This window comes from Lacinutrix sp. (assembly GCF_037625555.1).
Lineage (GTDB): Bacteria > Bacteroidota > Bacteroidia > Flavobacteriales > Flavobacteriaceae > Lacinutrix.
In genome coordinates, this window is record NZ_JASJHV010000023.1 from 1 (window position 1) to 19,669 (window position 19,669).

Genomic DNA, 19,669 nt, shown 5'->3' on the forward strand with positions numbered 1-19,669 from the left:
TGTTTCATTATCTGTTTTAATGCTGTTACAAAAGCTATTAAAATAATAGATGTGAACAAAACAGATAAGACTATCATACCTATGACAGAAGACCAAATAAAATTATTGCGTTCTGGAAAATTAACGAGTAAACGGTAATTATTTTTGCCTTTATCTTCAGCAAAGATTGGAAAACCTAAAGTGTTTTGATTTTCTAACTCAAAATTTTCTGTTTTTACTTTTGTTGCTAAATCGTTGCTATAAATCGCAAATTCATAGTTTACATCTATTTCATCTTGCAATAATCTTAATTTAAGCAATCTATCTATTTCTTCTCTAGATGTGCGTTTGTGTATTGGCCTTCTATAAGCAAAGTTTTTATAATGTGTCTCGTATAATATATCTTCTGTTTTACCAATTTGACTTAATAAAGCATCTGATGTTTTATTACCATCTATCTCACTCGTTTTGTAGATTTTGGTTTCATTCTCATTAATAATTTTTTTAATGCTTATACTATCTAAACCTATGTCAAAGTGCGCAGAAGATAGTTTATAATTCTCCTCTAAAATTGCATTTCTGTAAACAAGTGTCTCGTTATTAGCTTGATTTTCTTGTTTAATATAAAGATTAATTATTGCTGTAGTATCTTTATTTACCTCAACACCTTGCTCAAATAGTTTTCTTACTTTAATAACGTGGTCTCTGTACTCTTCTTTTTCTATTGTTTTTGAGACATGTATTAAAGCCTGCTTAACAGTAAAATTAAAGTTGTTTTCTTTGTTGCTAATGGAATTAGATATGTAATAACCTTGAATAAATATAACCCCTATAAGAGATAAACTCATAAGGATTACTAGTACAGAAAACACTTTTTTACTCATCCACTCAAAATTAATATTTTAACATTTAGTAAACGATGCATTTAACCTTACATTAACACAAATGTTAAAATTCAGGTTTTACCACTTAATTTTAAGAGTTTATTATGTGTTTTCAACACCTCTTGCTTAGTAGAATCAAGATTAGTGTTAACGATAACAAAGTCTGAAAGACTGGCTTTTAATTCATCTTTCCATTGGTTAGCAATAATAGCTTTAACCTTTTCTTCATTTGCATTATCTCTTATTATTACTCGAGATATACGGTCTTTCTCTGGAGCTGTTACTGTAATTATATAATCAAAATTTTTATAACTTCCGTTTTCAAAAAGTATTGCAGCCTCTTTTAATACGTATGGAGCTTTTTGCTTTTTTCTCCATTTTTCGAAATGTTTTCCTACTTTTGGATGCACAATAGTATTCATTTGTTCTAAAAGCAATTTGTCATTAAAAATGGCTTTTGCTAAATAGAGTCTATTTAGTTTATTGTCTAAATATGCTAATTCACCAAATAACGCAATAAGTTTTCTTTTTATAACTTTAGAGGTATTCATTAGTCGTTTGGCCTCATCGTCTGTTATGTAAATAGGAATACCAAGGGCTTCAAATGCTCTTGCCACTGTAGTTTTACCACTACCTATTCCTCCTGTAAGCCCTACGTTTTTCATTCTGAAATTATGTATTCAATTTTCTGTTGGTGCAATCTAGACGATTTAATAGTTTTTGGTGATTTTACTAGTTTTGGTGATAAGTAAGATGATTTGCTATCATGCTCATTAAAATCGTAGATCACTTCAAAGTCGGTTTTTTTAATACTGTTATAACGCTCTAAACTTGTATAGAATGATAAATTAATAGTTTTAGGAAAAAAATTAACTTCTAAATTATTAGGTACGTTAATAATACTTATTGGTAAGCTAAAAGTACCTTCTGTAAATTTTTCTGTTTCAATATTTACACTAACGGTTTTGTTTTTTATTTTAATTTGAGAATCTAGTACTCCTGTCTTTAATTTTAATTTTGCACTAAAAGGTTTACTAATATTGTTTTTACTTAATGGTTCTGTTTCTATAGATGTTAATGTATTTAGTAAAGATTGTGGTCCTATAACTTTAACGGAATCTGGAGTTGTAATAATATCTTTTAACACATTATAACCAGGACTATAATTAATTTCTATGTTAGGTAATACTGGAATTATTTTTACCGCATTTACGTCTACTTTAAAAAAAAGAGAATCTGGATTAATTGTTTTTAAGTCTATATCTTTTCCAAACTGTTTATTTATTCCGGCATAACCTCTTGATAATGACCAAATATATAAAGAGTCTCTTTCTTTTACTTCATTTTTAAAATCTATAACAACAGATGGTGTTTTTAAATAATATTTCATCCAGCCAAAACCATGTGTAGACATCGTTAAATTTAATGTGTTTAACGAATCGTTAATTACAATCATTTCTTCAGGAATATTTTCTAGTTGAACTTTAAACTTTACAGTACTAGTATAGTTTGAAGATAATCTGGTAAGAATTAAAATAAAAAAGGCTAATAAAAAAAAGATTAGGAATACATTAAGCTTCCTACTTTTAATAAACGTTTTTATTTTACTTGAGACTAAAGACATTTTAAATTTTAAAAAATAATTTTGGAAATTGAACTTCTGGATTACGTTTTAATAAACCAATAAAAAAAGTAGATTTTAAAAAACCAATACCATAACCAAAAAATTGAATAGTAAGCGCTATAACAGATTGAAAAGCAACTGTAATACTTTTAGTTTGTAAAACTGCTACTGAAAAAGCTACTACATAATAGCCTAATATAACATATAATGGCAGCATTATGTGTAAAAAAGTTAGTAAAACTGAAAGTATTAAACCTAAAACAAATAGCGAAGGAAACCAATACGTTATTTTTTTTGTTGTTGGGTGCCATTGGTTTAATATTGGTCTCACCATTCCAAATTTATTGACTTGAATGTAAAACTTAGACCATGAAATTCTACGTTTATGATACACATATGCTGTTTCAAAAAAAGCAGTTTCAAATCCTAGATTCCATAATCGAATAGACAAATCTGGATCTTCACCAGGATGAATTCTACTAAAACCTTGGGTTGCTTTAAATGCTTTTTTAGATAAACCCATATTAAAACTTCTTGGCTGAAACTTATTTACACTATTTTTATTCCCTCTAATTCCTCCTGTTGTAATAATAGAGGTCATACTAAAGTTTATGGCTTTTTGCAGATTTGTAAAAGATTGGTGTGCTGCATCTGGTCCTCCAAAACAATCTACAAAATTAGATTTTAAGTTTTTTTCAACTTCAACTAAATAGTCTTTAGGTAAAATACAATCGCTATCTAAAATAATAAAATAATTACCTTTTGCCTTATTCATACCATTATTTCTTGAATCTCCTGGTCCAGAATTTTCTTTAAAATAATAAGAAATATTTAGCTGTGCTATATACTTTTCTACAACCTCTTTTGATGACAAGGTAGAGCCATCTTCAATAATTACTATCTCAAAGTCTTTAACAGGTTCCAGCTTAGAAAAACTTTCTAAAAGTTCTTCTATCTCACTAGGACGATTATATACTGGTATAATAAAAGAAAAATACAATTGCATTACACAAATGTAAACTAAAGCAAATAAAAAAGCCACTCTAAAGAGTGGCTTTTAAAAATTTTATGTTGTACTATAATTTAGCAAAACATAATATAAATATTACTAGTTTTTAAGAACTCTTACTGTCTCAACTGCTTGTCCAATTGTTACTTGTACAAAGTAAGCACCAGATTGTAAGTTAGACATATCAACATCATTAGACATTGCATTTGGTGCAGTTCTAATAACTTCTTGACCTAACATGTTAAATACAGCTACATTAGAAATCTCTTTTTGAGCATTTAATGTTAAAGTATTATTAACTGGGTTTGGATAGTAAGAAAAACCTATTGAGCTATCGAAATCTGTTGTAGATAATGTAGTTTCTGAAATTAAAAATGAGAATGGTCCAGCAACTTTAGCTATACCTGTGTTATAAACACGTGCATAGTATGTTGTTCCTGTTGTAGCAACAACTTCTAAACCATCTGCTCCACATGCAACTTCATTTCCACCACAGGCATCATATATAACAACTGTATCTGCATCTGTATTAACAAGTACTTGACCAGTTGCAGGACCATCAAATGAGAACCAAACATCTTGATCTCCACCTGTTGTTCCACAAGAACCGGCAGCAATACCAGAATCTGTTGCATTTGTTGTATCTACTTGAGTTGCAAGCATACCTAAAGTTAAATCTTCTGCATCTGCACAATCATCGTTAGCTGGTGGTGTTGGTACACATGTCATTGTTAATTCAAAAGTACCTATATTATTAGCATTATAACCATCTACTGAAAATAAATAATTTGTTCCAGATACAGAGGCAAACGTAACTAACGATTGATAATCTGGACTACCACCTTCATCATATCCGCCAGCTATTGCTGTTAAAGCTCCACTAGTTCCTGTGAATACTACTATATCTGTATCTAAAGTAAACCCAGGTGCTATTGTAGATAATGTAACCGTTTCTCCCGTTCCAGTCCAGCTATACCAAACGTTTGGAGAATCTGTATCTGCACCAGATAAAGTTGGGTCTGGTGCATCATCTTCATCTAAAGAAGCTGAAGTATTATCACCTATAACTACATCTCCACAAGCTATTGCTGCTGCATTAGCTAAATCATCGTTAGCAGGAGGTGAAGGTGGTGTTGTATAAGATACTTTTAACCAATCACTAGTAGAATCTTCACAATCTGATCTTACATAAAAATCGTATGCTGTTTCTGATGTTAATCCAGTAAAAGCAGCTGCACCAGTCGTTGTAGAAACTCCCGAAGCAGGATCTGTAGAAGGAGAAGCTACATTAGCATATTCCCAAATTTCTTCTGTACCACCAGGTGCCCATGTAAAATCTGCTGCCATATCAGTTAAAACTGTATTATTAACTGCAGTTGGTGCGAAACAAGATGGTAACTCACCGAAAGTAACATCATCTATTGCTATATCATCATAAAAGTCTGCAGGTACTTCTGGTTCAGAGAAGGTAAATCTTGCTTGTACAGCTCCAGTTACAGTAAGTGTACTAAGATTTATTATTTTTAATTCCCATCCTCCTGTTGTATTGGTGTTGTAAGTTTCCATTGAGTTCCATGCTGCTCCATCCCAAACTTCTACTTCTAATTGTGAATTAGCACCACCACCTTCATTATCACTAATTTCAAAGAATGATAATATTGGAGTAGTTAAATTAGAAACATCTACTAAAGGAGATAATAAAACAGCATCTAATTCTTCTGCAGAAGAATCTACCCAAGCAAAATATCCTCCTGAAGCAGTAGATCCAGTTATTGTGCCATTAGCACCAATATGATTACCTGCTGCTGTATTTGCAAAAACCCAATCTTCGGCTCCAAGATCATTAGACCAACATGTAGGTGATGCACCAGCATTTTCAAAGTCTTGAGTATATGGTGCAGTGAAAACGTTACAAGCTGTTGAAAAAGTAAAAGGTCCAATCCATAAACTTTGAGAATCTCCACAGCTTGCTTGTACATAATAATCGTAAGATGTTGCTGGAGTTAATCCTGAAGCTGCAAAAGCGTTTGTTGCAGAAGTATCTGTAGCTACACCAGTTGCTAATGTACCACTAGTTAAAATTTCTAGGTTCCAGTTTGCTGTTGTTCCCATATCTGTCCAACTTAAATCTGCTGATGTATTTGTAATATTAGCAGCAGCTAATGTATTTGGATCTGGACATAAAATTTCTACAATATCTAATGTATAAGTAGTACTTTGTGGACTTGCATAAGTTGAAATAACAATATAATAAGTATCTCCATTTGTTACTGGTAAATCAAAATCTATATCATTAGTATTAAATGTATTTACTGCACCAGCTTGACATGCAATTCCTATATCTGCACAAGCAGTATAAACAAAAATACCTGCATAAGTATCACCTAAACCACTTAACGCAATATTTACAGTACCATCTGCAGTTGCTGTTAAAGAATATACAACATCATCTCCATTTAAATAATTAGCAGTTGAACCACATCCAGAAGCTCCAGGAGAACCAGCATAATCATCACCGTAATTTGCAGTATCGTCTGAAGTGTTATATGGTAACATTGAAGCATCAATTGCAGTTTCACACACTTCACCTGGTGATGCTGTAGAGTATGCAACAGAAGTAAAACTACTAAATGTACCGCCGCAATCTGCTCTTACATAAAAAACATAATCTGTAGAAGTTGTTAAGTTCATTGCTGTATAAGACATAGAACCTATTGGTGTACCAGTTGTAGGAGCTGGATCTGTAGCTAAAAGATTAGCATATTCCCAAGCCGTTTCTGTATCTCCCATAACCCAAGAAAAACTAGCTGTATCTAAACCTATTGCTGAAGATGTTAAAGCAGATGGTGACAAACAAGATGGGGCTGCTGTAATATTTACATCTAAATCCACACTAACACCATAAGAGCCTGAATAACATGAGTCTGGATTTGCTTGCCCCGAATCAGCTGTTCCAATACGCATTCTGTGCACTCCAAGAGCTGAAGCTACATTTAATAGAAAAGAGGCATTTAAAGTTGTTGGTACTGCAGATCCTGATTCTCCAGACCAAACTAAATCTCCAGCCTCATCAAAAGAATCGTCATCTCCAAAATCAATCCAAATATTTGTATCATAAGTATATCCAGCTTGAAATGTTATCTGGGTGTTTATTGTTGATCCAGCTTGAATATCTACAGGTGCACCAGTAAAATCAAGATATGTCAAAGCAGATCCTGTAAAAGATGTCGTTCCAACTTGAACATTTGAAATTCCAGCACCATCTAGAGAACTCGGTGTTGAAGGGCAATATTGTGCGTAAGAAAGAGATGTTACGAACATCAAAAATAAAAGTGTAATTTTTTTCATAGTTTAATAGTATTTAATTAAATATTTAGTTATTAATACTCACAAAGTATTAATAATATGTTAAGTATTCTTTCAAAAAAACAACAATTCGTTAAAACGCTATTTTTTTATGACGAAATACTAATTGAAGATTGAGTTCAAATTCAAATTGTAATATTTGCCTATAAAATTTTAGCCTAAAAAACAAAAGCCAACAAACAGTTGTTTGTGTGGCTTTTAATATAAATTAAATAATTATTATTTCTCTTGTGCGTCTACAAAAGCATCCATAACAGCATCACTCACTCCCATGTTACTAAATCCACCATCGTTATAAAGGTTTTGCAAAGTAACACGTTTTGTTAAATCACTAAATAATGAAACTGTATAATTTGCACAATCTAATGCAGTTGCATTACCTAAGGGAGACATTTTTTCGGCATATGCTATAAAACCATCAAACCCTTTAACGCCACTTCCAGCTGTTGTTGGTGTTGGTGATTGCGAAATAGTATTTACCCTTACGTTTTTATCTCTACCAAAGAAATAACCAAAACTACGCGCTATACTTTCTAAATAGGCTTTATTGTCTGCCATATCGTTATAATCTGGGAATACACGTTGTGCAGCCATATAGGTTAAAGCTACTATACTTCCCCATTCATTCATAGCGTCTTGCTTATAAAGCGTTTGCATGGTTTTATGAAAAGACATTGCAGAAACATCAGTTCCTTTTTGTGTCCAAGCATAATTTTGGTCTGTGTAGGCTTTTCCTTTTCTTACGTTTATAGACATACCTATAGAATGTAAAACAAAGTCTAATTTACCTCCTAAAATTTCGGTTGCTTGAGAAACTAAGTTTTGTAAGTCTTCTTCACTAGTTGCATCTGCAGGAATAATTTGAGAACCTGTTTTTTCTGCTAACTCTTTAATTTGACCCATTCGCATTGCAACAGGTGCATTTGTAAGTACAAATGTTCCGCCTTCTTCATGAACGCGCTCTGCAGTTTTCCATGCAATAGAGTTCTCATCTAATGCTCCAAATATAATTCCTTTTTTTCCTTTTAATAAATTGTATGGCATGCTTTTAGTTGTTAGTTGATTAGTTGATTAGTTGATTTTATCTAAAAATAAATTTAATTTTCTGAAATAGGTTCATTTTATCTTTCACTCTATATAAAGAGGCGTTTATTTCTTCTATATAACCACTTGCAGTGGATTTTATTTTTGCTTTCTCGTACATGACATAGGCTGTTTCAAGCTTATTCTTTAACTCGTATGCTTTTGCCATTTGGTTTAAAATGGTGCCTTCGTCTTCGCCATTAACTTTTAATACTGTTCTCCAAAAGTAATCATTTCATCATATTTTCCTAAATCTATTAGAAAATAAGAGTAATTCATGTAAGGAGAAAAATAATCTTTAGCATATTTTAAGGCTAATTTAAAGTGTGTTTTTGCTTTTGTATAGTTGGTCATTTTTTGATGGTAAATCCATCCTAAATGGTTGTGAGATTTACAATAGTCTGGGAAGTTACTTAAAACATAGCATAATAAATTTTTTGCTTCTACTATTTTCTCTTGAGAAATTAGTGCATCTACTTTAAAAATTAAGTCCTCTGCGTCATCAAATTCATTCATAACTTTTAAATAATATTTAATAAATATAAGTATTTAGTTCAACAACTCTTTTGCGTGTGCCATTGCAGAATTAGTAACTTCAATACCACCTAGCATTTGTGCTATTTCCACTATACGCTCATCGTGATTTAATTTTACAAGATTTGTTGTTGTTATCTCGTTTACCTCTTCTTTATATACTTTAAAATGGGTATGACCTTTAGCAGCAATTTGTGGCAAATGCGTGATACTAAACACTTGCATGGTTTTACTCATACTAGCCATTATATCTGCCATTTTATTTGAAATCTCACCAGAAACACCTGTATCTATCTCATCGAACATTATTGTAGGCAACTTAATATATTGTGTTAGTATGGATTTTATTGCCAACATTATTCTTGAGAGTTCTCCACCAGAGGCTGCTTTTTTAAGTGCTTTAAACTCACCTCCTTTATTTGCAGAAAATAAAAAATTCAATTCTTCTTTACCATTAAAAAAATACGAAGGTGTTAAGTTTAATGAAATATTAAATTGTGCATTAGGCATACCTAATTGTATTAAAATAGCTTCTAACTTAGACTTTAGGTTTGGTATCGCTTTATTTCTTTTATTATGAATAACGTGTGCAATAGCATCTAATTCTTGTTGTGTTTTTGCTATTTCTAATTTCTTATTATTAATATCTGAATCTACATTTTGGGTAGCAGATACTTTGCTAGACAGCTCTTCTTGAATTATAATTAAATCTTGAATAGAATTAACTACATGTTTTTGAAATAGGTTATTAATTATAGTAAACCTTCCGTTTACTTCAGCCAACCTATTAGGATCTGCCTCTAAGTCTTCCTGACATCTTTCTAATTCACTATAAACATCGTCTAACTCTATTAAGCTACTATTAGTTCTAGCAAACAAATCATTATATTTATTTGAAATACCTGAAAGTTGTTTTAGTGTGTTTTTTAATTCTGTTAAACCAGATAAAATACCAATCTGCTCATCACTAAACAACTGGTTAGAAGTGGTTAATTTTTCTTGAATAGCATCTATATTACTTAACGTTTCTAGCTCTTCTTCTAAACTTTTTAATTCGTCTGTTTTTAACTTTGCTTCGGTTAATTCATTTAACAAAAACAAATTATAGTCATGTTCTTTAATAGCATCTACTTGAAAAGCGACTAATTGGCCGAGTGCTTTATTTAATGTTTTGTATTCATGACGTTTTTTAGAATACGTTTTTAAATCTTTATGAGTATTTGCTAAGGCATCAATAACTTGAAACTGAAAACCATCGTCTACCAATTGAAGTGTTTCGTTTTGCGAATGAATATCTACCAATCTATTACATAATAATTGCAAGCTCGATAAATTTACAGGTGAGTCGTTTACAAAGGCTCTAGATTTTCCGCTTGGCAAAATCTCACGACGTATAATTGTTTGAGGTTCAAAGTCTAATTCTTGAGTTTTAAAAAAACGTTCTAGATTGTAATTGGTAACATCAAAATTGGCTTCAATTATACATTTAGATTCCTTATTGCGTAAACTACTTAAATCTGCTCGCTTTCCTAGAATTAAGGACAATCCGCCTAATAAAATAGATTTACCTGCTCCTGTTTCTCCTGTAATAATTGTAAACCCATTATTAAAATCGACTTGCAAACTATCTATTAACGCGTAATTTTTTATTGAAAGTGAGGTGAGCATTTTTGTCTTGTGTTTAAAGAAAAACTCTTAGACAAGCTTAGAGTCTAATTAGGTTAAATTTATGAAATATTAATTTAATTTAAAACAATATTTCACCAAACAAGATTAGCAATGTGTTTTAGTATTTAATATTCCTCCACTTACTTGCATGTGTAGGTGCAACTCTATTTAATAATTCTATTAAATCTGTAATTTCAACATTGGGTCCAGAAGAAAATATTTGCTCAATCTCTTCTGCTTTGGCATCAAAAAATACACGTGCTAAAAAAGAATTTGGTCTGTTAGAATTCATTTTCTTAAAGAATGTTAGTGCAGAAACTATTTCATTTTTACCATCTTTTGTATTTAAACTCATAGCATCCATACCTTTTCTGTGGTAGTTGTACATTACAGTTCTAAAGTCTTTAAATGTAGGAGAAAGAATATTATCAATTAATGCGAATCTACTTTGAAGTCCGTCTTCTAATTTCCAACCTTTATAGTTTTCTTGTTGAGAATAATTAGTAATACGTTGTGCTTGTTTATAATATACGTCTCCTCCTGATTCTGAAAAAGAATCTGCATCTAAACCAAAAATCATATTAATATGAAATGCTAAAACCGACATAAGATTAGACTCGTATTGGTTTTCGTTATAGATTAAGTTTTGAAACTCTAAATATTTAAACGTAAAATCTTTATCGTTTATATTGTAAATAGGTGTTGTATATGCAGAACCAAATACTGGTCTAGAAGATTGTACTTGTATGGAAGCATCAAAATTTTCACCACTAAAGCCAGTAACATTAATTACTATATTACAATTGATTGCTTCTTGTGGTTTAAATTTTCTTTTAGTCCACTGTGTTTTATTTACAAACTCTTTAAGCTGAGATTCTAACGTTTTAAATATCTGAAAGTTTTCGTTACCTGTTAATTGCGCATTAACAACAACGTTACAATTAAGCTCTTGAGAATACCCTGAAAATGTTGTAAAAAAGGCTAAAAGTATAACTAAATTACGCATTTAATTTTTGTTTTATTACGCTTAAGATATCTGAGGCCACTTCTGCTTTAGATTTTAATTTATAAGCTTTTATATTATTTTTATTATCGATAATGGTTACCTTATTAGTATCAGATTTAAAACCGGCTCCTTTATCTTTTAACGAATTTAAAACAATTAAATCTAAATTCTTCTTTTTTAGTTTTCCTTTTGCATATTCAAGTTCGTTGTCTGTTTCTAATGCAAACCCTACTAAAAGCTGTTTTGTTTTAATTTCTCCCAAAGAAGCTAAAATATCTTTAGTTTTCTCTAACTCTAATGTTAACGTAGTATCTTTCTTTTTTATTTTACTACTAGAGAATTCTTTTGGTTTATAATCTGCTACTGCTGCAGAAAGTATAGCAACATCTATTGTCTTAAAATATTTATGTGCTGCTGTGTACATATCTTGAGCACTTATTACAGGAATAACCTCTATTAAACTATGCTTAACTTTTTGGTGTGTAGGACCTGTAACTAGATAAACCTGAGCTCCAAGATTTGCTGATGCTTTTGCAATTTCGAAACCCATTTTACCACTAGAGTGGTTACCAATAAACCTAACTGGATCTAAAGCCTCGTAAGTTGGACCAGCTGTTATAAGTATTTTCTTTCCTTTTAATGGTAGTTTTTTTAAAATATCTGCTTCTATAAACGCTACTATATCTTCTGGTTCTGCTAAACGACCTTGACCAACTAAACCACTAGCTAATTCTCCAGATGTTGCAGGTATCATGATATTACCAAAGCTTTCTAGGGTATTAAATGTGTTTTTTGTTGATGGATGAATGTACATATCTAAATCCATAGCTGGCGCAAAATATACAGGACATTTTGCAGATAAATATGTTGCTAACAACAAGTTATCGCATGTGCCATTAGCCATTTTAGATAAAGTATTTGCTGTAGCTGGAGCAACTAAAAAATAGTCTGCCCAAAGCCCTAACTCAACGTGATTGTTCCATTCTGCATTCTCATCGTCTTTGTTATAAAACGAAGAATAAACTGCATTTTTGGATAGTGTGGAAAGTGTAAGAGGTGAAACGAAGTCTTTAGAAGCAGGTGTCATAACAACTTTTACGTTGGCACCTGCTTTTATAAATTCTCTTACTAATGTCGCTGTTTTGTAAGCCGCAATACCAGCACTAATGCCTAAAAGTATATTTTTGCCGCTTAAAATAGACATAGAAATTAGTCTTGGTTTTCTTCTGCTGTGTTTCTATGATAAATCTTACCATCTAACCATTCTTTAACTGCTAAAGCGTGTGGCTTAGGTAATTTTTCATAAAATTTTGAAACTTCAATTTGCTCTTTGTTTTCAAAGACTTCTTCTAAAGAATCGTTATAAGTTGCGAACTCTTCCAACTTTTCAATTAATTCTTTTTTAATTTCAGAATTAATTTGCTCTGCTCTTTTAGAAATTATTGAAATTGCTTCGTAAATGTTTTCTGTAGGTGCATCAACTTCATTTCTATTGTAAGTTGTTGTACTTGAGGGAGCATCGATTTTTTTTAAATCCATAATAGTTATATTAACTTTTTGTATTGTACTGTTCTAATTGTTCTAAAGCATTTTCATACTTAGTGGTTGCATCTTCTAAAAACTCAGAATTAGCATAATATTTTTTAAAGTTGTTATAATAGTCAACAACGGCTTCTAAACGTACTTTCTTTTTATACTCGACACTTTTTGAGGCTAATTGAAAAGCTGAATCAAATCGTATGTAAAGCGCTTCTTCTCTTAATGAGGTACCCGCAAAATCAAGAACAAAATGATCTATTGCAGCAATTGACGCTTTATAATCTGAAATTCGATTATACTGCTTTGCAGTTTCAAATGATTTCTTTTCTAGCTTGAAATCTAATTCTTTAACCAAAGTATTAACTTCTTTAGCATTTGTAGATTCAGGATATATATTTATATATTCTTGTAACTTTTCTAATGCTGAGTAGGTATCTTCCTGATCTTTAGAATATACAGGAGATAAATGGTAATAACTTTTTGCTGCTTTAAAAAGCGCTTCTTCTCTTTTGGTACTTTTTGGGTAAGCTGACACAAAACGCTCAAAATGATAACCAGAAACATAATATTGATCCATTTGGTATGATGCATCTGCATTTAAATACATTAGTCTTTCGGCTTGTGGCTTACCTCTAAATTGTGGTATAGCCTGCTCGAATAAACGGTTTGCTTTAGCGTATTTACCTGCTTTATAAAGTTCTTCACCTACCTTGTATTTTTCTGCAGCATCTTCAGACTTTATTGCCTTTTGATATTCGTTACATGAACTAAATGTTAGTAATAATACTAGTATATAAAAGATGTTTTTCATCAGTGGCTTTTAATATTTTATTTATTTGTTTAATGAAATTAAATAATACTTAATTCACGCAATCTTAAACAAGATGCAAAAATACACTATTTATATGGATTTTAAAAATATTATTTAAATACTAAAATAATAGAAGAAATACCACTATCACTTGCTTTAAGTAATATTTAACTATTGAAGTTTAATAAATAATCTTTAATTTTTTGTTTTAAACCATCTGTTGCTTCAACTAATGGTAAGCGAACTGTATCATTACATAAGTTTAAAGCTTGCAATACTGCCTTAATTCCTGCAGGATTATTTTCAGAAAAAATAAGACTTGTTATTTCCATTAGCTCAAAATGTAACTTATAAGCCTGTTTAGCATCTCCAGCCATACCTAATGCAATCATTTTTGAAAATGCTTTTGGGAGCGCTTGCCCAATTACAGAAATAACACCATCTCCTCCTGCTAAAGCAACAGTTAAAGCCAAATCATCATCGCCTGAAATTACACCAAATCCTTCTGGCTTATTTTTTAATAAATTTAAATATTGCGAAACATTATTACCAGCCTCTTTAACTGCTACTATGTTTTTAAAATCTTTAGCTAACCTTAATATGGTTTCTGGAGTCATATTAGATGCTGTTCTTCCTGGAACATTGTAAAGTATAATAGACACAGGACAAGCTAGAGAGATTGCTTTAAAATGCTGATAAATCCCATCTTGTGTAGGCTTACTGTAATATGGTGAAACAGACAAAATACCTGCAAATTGTGATAGGTCTGTATTATTAATTTCGTTTATAACATTTGCAGTGTTATTACCTCCTATTCCTAAAACTAAAGGCAAACGTCCTTTATTTGTATTAGCAATAGTGGCTATAATATCTTGCTTTTCTTGACCTGTAATAGTTACACTCTCTCCAGTTGTGCCACTAATTACAATATAGTTGGTGCCATTAGTAATATTATGCTCAACAATGTTTGCTAATGCTTTATGGTCTACATTACCATCTTTTGTAAATGGTGTTACTATTGCAATTCCTGTTCCTAAAAAAGGGTTTTTCATTATTTAAATTTTATTTAGAATATTGAGATATTTTTTTAATTCTGAAGTAAATGTTTTAAAATCATTTAACTCGGTTTTTATTATCAAGTCATTAATACGTTCGTCTGTTTCTAAAATACCTACTTTAAATTTCGCTTTAGATGCTACAGTAATTAACTTTAATACTGTTACATCTCTTTTATAATAGCTTAATAAAAGGTCGAATTCTGTATTTAAAAAACGTTGTAAATTTTCATCTTTAATCTTACCTCTCCATCCAAGATGCTTTAAAGTAAACGTAGGATTAAAAATCACTTCTTTCTCTTTTAGTTTAGACTTAAAAGCTATAATCTCAATCGCTTCTTCTTTTGTATTTAAAATTTTTGCTAAACTCTTAAAATCAGGAATTTGTTTTAATTCCTCATTATTAAATAGAACTCCTACTCTACCAACTTTAGTATTTATTTCTTTAACTATTCGATTTTTTAACTGAAAATTTATATAGTTTTTTTTAGATTCTTCTTTAAATCCTTTTAAAATCATTTATATTTAGGCTTTATACAAAAATAACAAAACCTAACTAATTCTTGACTTAAATCTCTAAGTATTACTAATGAAAAAATACCAAATATTATTTTCAATTTGCGTCCTAATTTTCTTCAACTCTTGCAAACAAGACTCACTGGTTGTTTCTAAAATTGAAGGCAAACAAATAGGAATTAAAGACAGTATAGAAATTAATCAAGATTTTGAAGCAGAAATAGCTCCATTTAGAGCTCGTTTAGAAAAAGATATGAATACCATTTTATCTTACGCTCCAGAAACCTACACCAAAAAAGATGGTGATTTAAACACTGCTATTGGGAATTTAATGGCAGACATAGTTTTTAAAGAGGGTAATTACGTTTTTAATAAAAGAACAAACAAAAACATAGATGCTGTACTACTAAATCATGGTGGTATACGCTCTATAATTTCTAAAGGAAATATTACTACTGAAACTGCTTTTCAAGTCATGCCATTTGAAAACAATATTGTTGTTGTTGCTATAAAAGGTAAACAAGTTGATAGTATGATGCAATATTTAAGCCAAGCAAAAAGAGCACACCCAGTTCAAGGTATTAAATTAACTTTAGATAAAAATTACAAGATTTCTGAAGCTCTTATTCAAGGAAAACCCATAGTTAAGGATCATACTTATTATATAGCAACTAATGATTACCTCTATAATGGAGGAGACAGAATGCGTTTTTTTAAGCCTAACGATTCTGTCTATTATTTAGATTATAAAATTAGAAACGCCATGATTGACTACTTTAAAAAAGTAGATACTATTAGCCCAAAAATTGATAACCGTTTTACACAAACCAAATAACATTAACAATTATGAAACGTAGAACATTTATACAACAATCTTGCGCTGCAACAGCTTTGGTAACACTTGGCGGATTTGGTTTTCAATCCTGCAACTCAAGCATTAAAACAAAAAAAATAACCATACTTCATACTAACGATGTCCACAGCCATATCGATGCTTTTGGACCAGATGATGCAAGAAACGCAAACCAAGGAGGTGTTGCAAGACGTGCAACATTAGTAGAAAGTATTAGAAATGAAAACCCAAACACACTACTTTTAGATGCTGGTGATATTTTTCAAGGTACACCTTATTTTAATTATTATGGTGGAGAGCTTGAGTTTAAGCTTATGTCTAAAATGAAATACGATGCAGCAACCATTGGTAATCACGATTTTGACAATAGTGTAGATGGTTTATACGCACAACTACCTCATGCTAGTTTTAAATTACTATCTGCAAATTACAATTTTAAAAACACTGTAATCGATACTCATGTTAAGCCGTATCATGTGTTTTTAAAAGATGGAATTAAAATTGGTGTTTTTGGTCTAGGTATTAAACTAGATGGTCTTGTAGATAAAAAAATGTATAAAGAAACAGACTATCTTGATCCTATTGAGATTGCTACAGATATGTCTAGAATTCTTAAAGAAGAAGAAGAATGCGATCTTATTATTTGCCTTTCGCATCTAGGTTACTATTACAGTAAAAACCAAGATAAAGTTTGTGATCTTATGCTAGCAAAAGCTACAAAAAATATCGATTTAATAATTGGTGGCCACACTCATACTTTTTTACCAAAACCAACAGTTGCTCAAAATAGCGAAGGCAAAAATGTTTTGGTTAACCAGGTTGGTTGTTATGGTATAAATTTAGGTAAAATTGATTTTTATTTTGATTCGGAAAAAAATAAAACAGCAGATGGAACTTCTATAATAGTTTAACACTGTCTTTAATTAGTTTTTATTCCTTCAACTAAATTCATTTGATTTGCTTTCGAGGTACTTAATGTATGATGGTACAATGTAAAAACACCACAAACATATAAAACTGTAGAAGCGTATTTTAATCTAATATCATCTAAAATATAATAATAGCCCACTAATATAAGTTTTGAAAAAGCAATTAAAACACAGGCTACAAATAAAAACAAGTGCTTTTTTATACCATTCTGCACATAATTTAAAAAAGAAAGAGAAAATACAAGTATTAAAATTAAGCTATATAAAAACTCAATAATGTGAACAATCCCAACGTAATTAGACTCGAAATCTAAAGGTTTCACTATATTAATTAGCACATAAATCATATAAGTGTCTAATATCAATAATACAATAAAATCTAACAGAGAACGCTTGAAAACTATTTTAAAACTCAAGGTTTTAAGAATATAAAGTATTAAACAATAATAAGCGCTTATATATATTGCGTTACATACATAATAAGCCCAATTTGAAATTTCCTCATAATCTATTAAATTAATAATGTCTCCTAGAGAGAAAAGAACAAAAAACCACATTAGGCGTTTGGCTTTACTTTTATTAATAAACAAATAAAACAAGGCAACAACAGGAACAAGAGATAACATGACTATTGAAGAAAATACTCTAACCTATAAACATCAAGAAATATAACTAATAATATTATAGCGATAGATGCAACAATGAATCTAGTGGATCTTGTCATTTAATAAAATTAATTTAGCGGTTATCCAAGTAAACAACTTCAATAGAGAACACGCAAATAAATCCGACAAAATACATTAAATAAATTCTCATTACTGCAACATATTCAAAAAGTTAACTTCCGTAATTAGTGGAATATTTAATTTCTCTGCCTTCTCTTTTTTGCTTGGTCCAATTTTATCACCAGCGACTACAAAATCTGTTTTTGAGGAAATAGAGCTTACGTTTTTTCCTCCATTATCTTCAATTAATTTTTTAAGCTCTGTTCTTGAGACCTGAGTAAACACTCCTGATACCACAAAAGATTTACCTTCTAATTTATTAGTTTGATTAGCTAATTTTTCTGCCGAAACTTCCAGTTGCACTCCAAAATCTATTAAGCGCTGAATGGTTAATTGATTTTCTTCTGAAGCAAAAAAAGCAGCAACACTTTCTGCTATTTTAACACCAATCTCGTCTACTTTTTCTAAATCTTCAATCGAAGCACAAGCCAAAGCATCTATACTCTTATAATGCTTAGCCAATTTTTTAGCCACAGTTTCACCTACAAAACGAATTCCTATAGCAAATAAAACACGTTCAAAAGGAATTTGTTTTGAAGCTTCAATACCATTGACTAGGTTTTCAGCACTTTTCTCTGCCATGCGCTCTAAAGGCAATACTTGCTCTTTAGTTAACTCGTATAAATCTGCATAATTTATAATTAAGCCTTCTGTAACCAAAAGCGCAACGGTTTCTCCACCCAAGCCTTCTATATCCATTGCTTTTCTAGAGATATAATGCTGAATTCGCCCAACAATTTGCGGATAACAACCATTATAATTAGGGCAAAAATGTTTAGCCTCACCTTCTAAACGCGCTAATGGTGTTAGGCATTCTGGACACGCTATTATGTATTGTGTTGGCTTAGAATCTAAAGGTCTTTTAGTTAAATCGACAGCAATAATTTTTGGAATTATTTCTCCGCCTTTTTCCACAAAAACTTCATCGTTAATTCTAATGTCTAATTTTTCTATTTGGTCTGCATTATGCAAAGATGCACGCTTTACAATAGTTCCTGCTAATTCTACAGGTTCAAGGTTAGCGACTGGAGTTATTGCTCCTGTTCTTCCTACTTGGTATGTAATTTCGTTTAATTTGGTAGACACTTGCTCAGCCTTAAACTTGTAAGCCATTGCCCAACGTGGTGCTTTTGCTGTATAGCCTAATTCTTCTTGTTGGTATAAGTTATTTACTTTTACTACTACTCCGTCTGTTTCGTAAGGTAATTGGTGTCTTGCTTTATCCCAATGGTTTATAAACTGAAATACTTCATCTATAGAATGACACAATTGTGCTTTGTTTGGAACTTTAAAGCCCATTTTTCTTGCTTTTTCTAAGCTTTCAAATTGATTTTGAACGCCTAAGTTCTCACCTATTAAATTATATAACAAACATTCTAAAGGTCGTTTTGAAACTTCAGCACTATCTTGCAACTTTAAACTTCCAGAAGCTGTATTTCTTGGGTTTTTATAAGGTTCTTCGTCGTTTGCTATGCGCTCTTCATTCATTTTTATAAAACCATCGAAAGGCAAAACAATCTCTCCTCGAATGTCGAATTTCTCAGGAAAATTGCCTTTTAATTGCAAAGGCACAGATTTTATGGTTTTTATGTTTGTTGTTACCTCATCGCCTTGAAAACCATCGCCTCGTGTTACTGCTCTTAACAAATTACCGTTTTCGTAGGTTAAACTAATAGATGCACCATCGTATTTAAGCTCACAAGTATAACTTATATCGCCATCGACCATTTTTTTAATTCTGGATTCCCAATCTTGTAAATCTTTTAGAGAATAAGAATTATCTAAAGAATACATTCTATGATTATGAACAATGGTGTTGAAATTTTTTGTAACCTCACCTCCAACGCGTAAGGTTGGTGAATTAGCATCGTGAAATTCTGGATGCGCTTCCTCTAAAGCTTGAAGTTCTTTCAATTTTATGTCGAAATCATAATCGCTAATCGTTGCATTATCGAGAACATAGTAATTGAAGTTGTGCTCTCTTAATTCGTTTCGAAGTGCTTCAATTTTATTTTTAATATTTTCCAC

General features: G+C 31.0%; 18 protein-coding genes and 1 pseudogene. 2 read left to right on the forward strand and 17 right to left on the reverse strand.

What is annotated here, in order from left to right:
- The 15 genes and pseudogenes from QNK89_RS01355 to QNK89_RS01425 all read right to left on the reverse strand — a co-directional run.
- A pseudogene (locus tag QNK89_RS01355) lies at positions 1–863 on the reverse strand (two-component sensor histidine kinase); the annotation flags it as partial.
- Positions 864–934: 71 nt separating this feature from the next.
- Positions 935–1,528 (reverse strand): dephospho-CoA kinase, encoded by a 594-nt coding sequence (gene coaE, locus QNK89_RS01360; RefSeq protein ID WP_340169185.1) that lies wholly within the window; start codon positions 1,526–1,528, stop codon positions 935–937.
- On the reverse strand, positions 1,525–2,487 hold the full coding sequence (locus tag QNK89_RS01365; protein WP_340169186.1) for a YbbR-like domain-containing protein: 963 nt from the start codon (positions 2,485–2,487) through the stop codon (positions 1,525–1,527). The genes coaE and QNK89_RS01365 overlap by 4 nt, the downstream gene beginning before the upstream one ends.
- A 1-nt stretch (position 2,488) precedes the next feature.
- On the reverse strand, positions 2,489–3,493 hold the full coding sequence (locus tag QNK89_RS01370; RefSeq protein WP_340169223.1) for a glycosyltransferase: 1,005 nt from the start codon (positions 3,491–3,493) through the stop codon (positions 2,489–2,491).
- Positions 3,494–3,595: 102 nt separating this feature from the next.
- A complete protein-coding gene (locus QNK89_RS01375) occupies positions 3,596–6,844 on the reverse strand; it encodes a T9SS type A sorting domain-containing protein (RefSeq protein WP_340169187.1) in 3,249 nt (1,082 codons plus the stop codon).
- 237 nt (positions 6,845–7,081) lie between these two features.
- A complete protein-coding gene (locus QNK89_RS01380; RefSeq protein ID WP_340169188.1) occupies positions 7,082–7,906 on the reverse strand; it encodes an SDR family oxidoreductase in 825 nt (274 codons plus the stop codon).
- Between the two features lie 37 nt (positions 7,907–7,943).
- Complete coding sequence (locus QNK89_RS01385; RefSeq protein WP_340169189.1) at positions 7,944–8,114, reverse strand: hypothetical protein; 171 nt, start codon at positions 8,112–8,114, stop codon at positions 7,944–7,946.
- A 38-nt stretch (positions 8,115–8,152) separates the two neighbouring features.
- Positions 8,153–8,461 carry a hypothetical protein gene (locus QNK89_RS01390; RefSeq protein ID WP_340169190.1) on the reverse strand — a complete coding sequence of 103 codons (309 nt, stop codon included), beginning with the start codon at positions 8,459–8,461 and terminating at the stop codon, positions 8,153–8,155.
- A gap of 33 nt (positions 8,462–8,494) precedes the next feature.
- Complete coding sequence (recN, locus tag QNK89_RS01395) at positions 8,495–10,147, reverse strand: DNA repair protein RecN (protein ID WP_340169191.1); 1,653 nt, start codon at positions 10,145–10,147, stop codon at positions 8,495–8,497.
- Positions 10,148–10,265: 118 nt separating this feature from the next.
- Positions 10,266–11,153 carry a DUF4835 family protein gene (locus tag QNK89_RS01400; RefSeq protein WP_340169192.1) on the reverse strand — a complete coding sequence of 296 codons (888 nt, stop codon included), beginning with the start codon at positions 11,151–11,153 and terminating at the stop codon, positions 10,266–10,268.
- The gene (coaBC, locus tag QNK89_RS01405) at positions 11,146–12,357 is read right to left on the reverse strand and encodes a bifunctional phosphopantothenoylcysteine decarboxylase/phosphopantothenate--cysteine ligase CoaBC (RefSeq protein ID WP_340169193.1); all 1,212 of its coding nucleotides are present in this window, start codon (positions 12,355–12,357) and stop codon (positions 11,146–11,148) included. The genes QNK89_RS01400 and coaBC overlap by 8 nt, the downstream gene beginning before the upstream one ends.
- Before the next feature lie 5 nt (positions 12,358–12,362).
- Positions 12,363–12,692 carry a DNA-directed RNA polymerase subunit omega gene (locus QNK89_RS01410; protein WP_340169194.1) on the reverse strand — a complete coding sequence of 110 codons (330 nt, stop codon included), beginning with the start codon at positions 12,690–12,692 and terminating at the stop codon, positions 12,363–12,365.
- Between the two features lie 10 nt (positions 12,693–12,702).
- Positions 12,703–13,503: an outer membrane protein assembly factor BamD gene (gene bamD, locus QNK89_RS01415; protein ID WP_340169195.1), complete on the reverse strand. Its 801-nt coding sequence runs from the start codon at positions 13,501–13,503 to the stop codon at positions 12,703–12,705.
- A 167-nt stretch (positions 13,504–13,670) separates the two neighbouring features.
- Positions 13,671–14,555 carry a 4-hydroxy-tetrahydrodipicolinate synthase gene (dapA, locus tag QNK89_RS01420; RefSeq protein WP_340169196.1) on the reverse strand — a complete coding sequence of 295 codons (885 nt, stop codon included), beginning with the start codon at positions 14,553–14,555 and terminating at the stop codon, positions 13,671–13,673.
- A 3-nt stretch (positions 14,556–14,558) separates the two neighbouring features.
- A complete protein-coding gene (locus QNK89_RS01425; RefSeq protein WP_340169197.1) occupies positions 14,559–15,077 on the reverse strand; it encodes a hypothetical protein in 519 nt (172 codons plus the stop codon).
- A gap of 70 nt (positions 15,078–15,147) precedes the next feature.
- Here QNK89_RS01425 and QNK89_RS01430 point away from each other — a divergent pair, with 70 nt between their 5' ends.
- Entirely contained in the window at positions 15,148–15,909 is a 762-nt protein-coding gene (locus QNK89_RS01430; protein WP_340169198.1) for a 5'-nucleotidase, read from the forward strand.
- Positions 15,910–15,920: 11 nt separating this feature from the next.
- Positions 15,921–16,838, forward strand: coding sequence for a metallophosphatase (locus QNK89_RS01435; RefSeq protein ID WP_340169199.1), 918 nt, complete (start codon positions 15,921–15,923; stop codon positions 16,836–16,838).
- Between the two features lie 8 nt (positions 16,839–16,846).
- Here QNK89_RS01435 and QNK89_RS01440 read toward each other — a convergent pair whose 3' ends face one another.
- Both QNK89_RS01440 and ligA read right to left on the reverse strand, forming a co-directional pair.
- Positions 16,847–17,272, reverse strand: a complete 426-nt coding sequence (locus QNK89_RS01440) for a hypothetical protein (protein ID WP_340169200.1) — start codon at positions 17,270–17,272, stop codon at positions 16,847–16,849.
- Between the two features lie 399 nt (positions 17,273–17,671).
- Positions 17,672–19,669, reverse strand: a complete 1,998-nt coding sequence (gene ligA, locus QNK89_RS01445) for an NAD-dependent DNA ligase LigA (RefSeq protein WP_340169201.1) — start codon at positions 19,667–19,669, stop codon at positions 17,672–17,674.

What these genes read in the sequence shown, in the direction of transcription:
- coaE (WP_340169185.1), bottom strand. Translation starts at nt 1,528, where the DNA reads ATGAAAAACGTAGGGCTTACAGGAGGAATAGGTAGTGGTAAAACTACA.
- QNK89_RS01365 (WP_340169186.1), bottom strand. Translation starts at nt 2,487, where the DNA reads ATGTCTTTAGTCTCAAGTAAAATAAAAACGTTTATTAAAAGTAGGAAG.
- QNK89_RS01370 (WP_340169223.1), bottom strand. Translation starts at nt 3,493, where the DNA reads ATGCAATTGTATTTTTCTTTTATTATACCAGTATATAATCGTCCTAGT.
- QNK89_RS01375 (WP_340169187.1), bottom strand. Translation starts at nt 6,844, where the DNA reads ATGAAAAAAATTACACTTTTATTTTTGATGTTCGTAACATCTCTTTCT.
- QNK89_RS01380 (WP_340169188.1), bottom strand. Translation starts at nt 7,906, where the DNA reads ATGCCATACAATTTATTAAAAGGAAAAAAAGGAATTATATTTGGAGCA.
- QNK89_RS01385 (WP_340169189.1), bottom strand. Translation starts at nt 8,114, where the DNA reads ATGGCAAAAGCATACGAGTTAAAGAATAAGCTTGAAACAGCCTATGTC.
- QNK89_RS01390 (WP_340169190.1), bottom strand. Translation starts at nt 8,461, where the DNA reads ATGAATGAATTTGATGACGCAGAGGACTTAATTTTTAAAGTAGATGCA.
- recN (WP_340169191.1), bottom strand. Translation starts at nt 10,147, where the DNA reads ATGCTCACCTCACTTTCAATAAAAAATTACGCGTTAATAGATAGTTTG.
- QNK89_RS01400 (WP_340169192.1), bottom strand. Translation starts at nt 11,153, where the DNA reads ATGCGTAATTTAGTTATACTTTTAGCCTTTTTTACAACATTTTCAGGG.
- coaBC (WP_340169193.1), bottom strand. Translation starts at nt 12,357, where the DNA reads ATGTCTATTTTAAGCGGCAAAAATATACTTTTAGGCATTAGTGCTGGT.
- QNK89_RS01410 (WP_340169194.1), bottom strand. Translation starts at nt 12,692, where the DNA reads ATGGATTTAAAAAAAATCGATGCTCCCTCAAGTACAACAACTTACAAT.
- bamD (WP_340169195.1), bottom strand. Translation starts at nt 13,503, where the DNA reads ATGAAAAACATCTTTTATATACTAGTATTATTACTAACATTTAGTTCA.
- dapA (WP_340169196.1), bottom strand. Translation starts at nt 14,555, where the DNA reads ATGAAAAACCCTTTTTTAGGAACAGGAATTGCAATAGTAACACCATTT.
- QNK89_RS01425 (WP_340169197.1), bottom strand. Translation starts at nt 15,077, where the DNA reads ATGATTTTAAAAGGATTTAAAGAAGAATCTAAAAAAAACTATATAAAT.
- QNK89_RS01430 (WP_340169198.1), top strand. Translation starts at nt 15,148, where the DNA reads ATGAAAAAATACCAAATATTATTTTCAATTTGCGTCCTAATTTTCTTC.
- QNK89_RS01435 (WP_340169199.1), top strand. Translation starts at nt 15,921, where the DNA reads ATGAAACGTAGAACATTTATACAACAATCTTGCGCTGCAACAGCTTTG.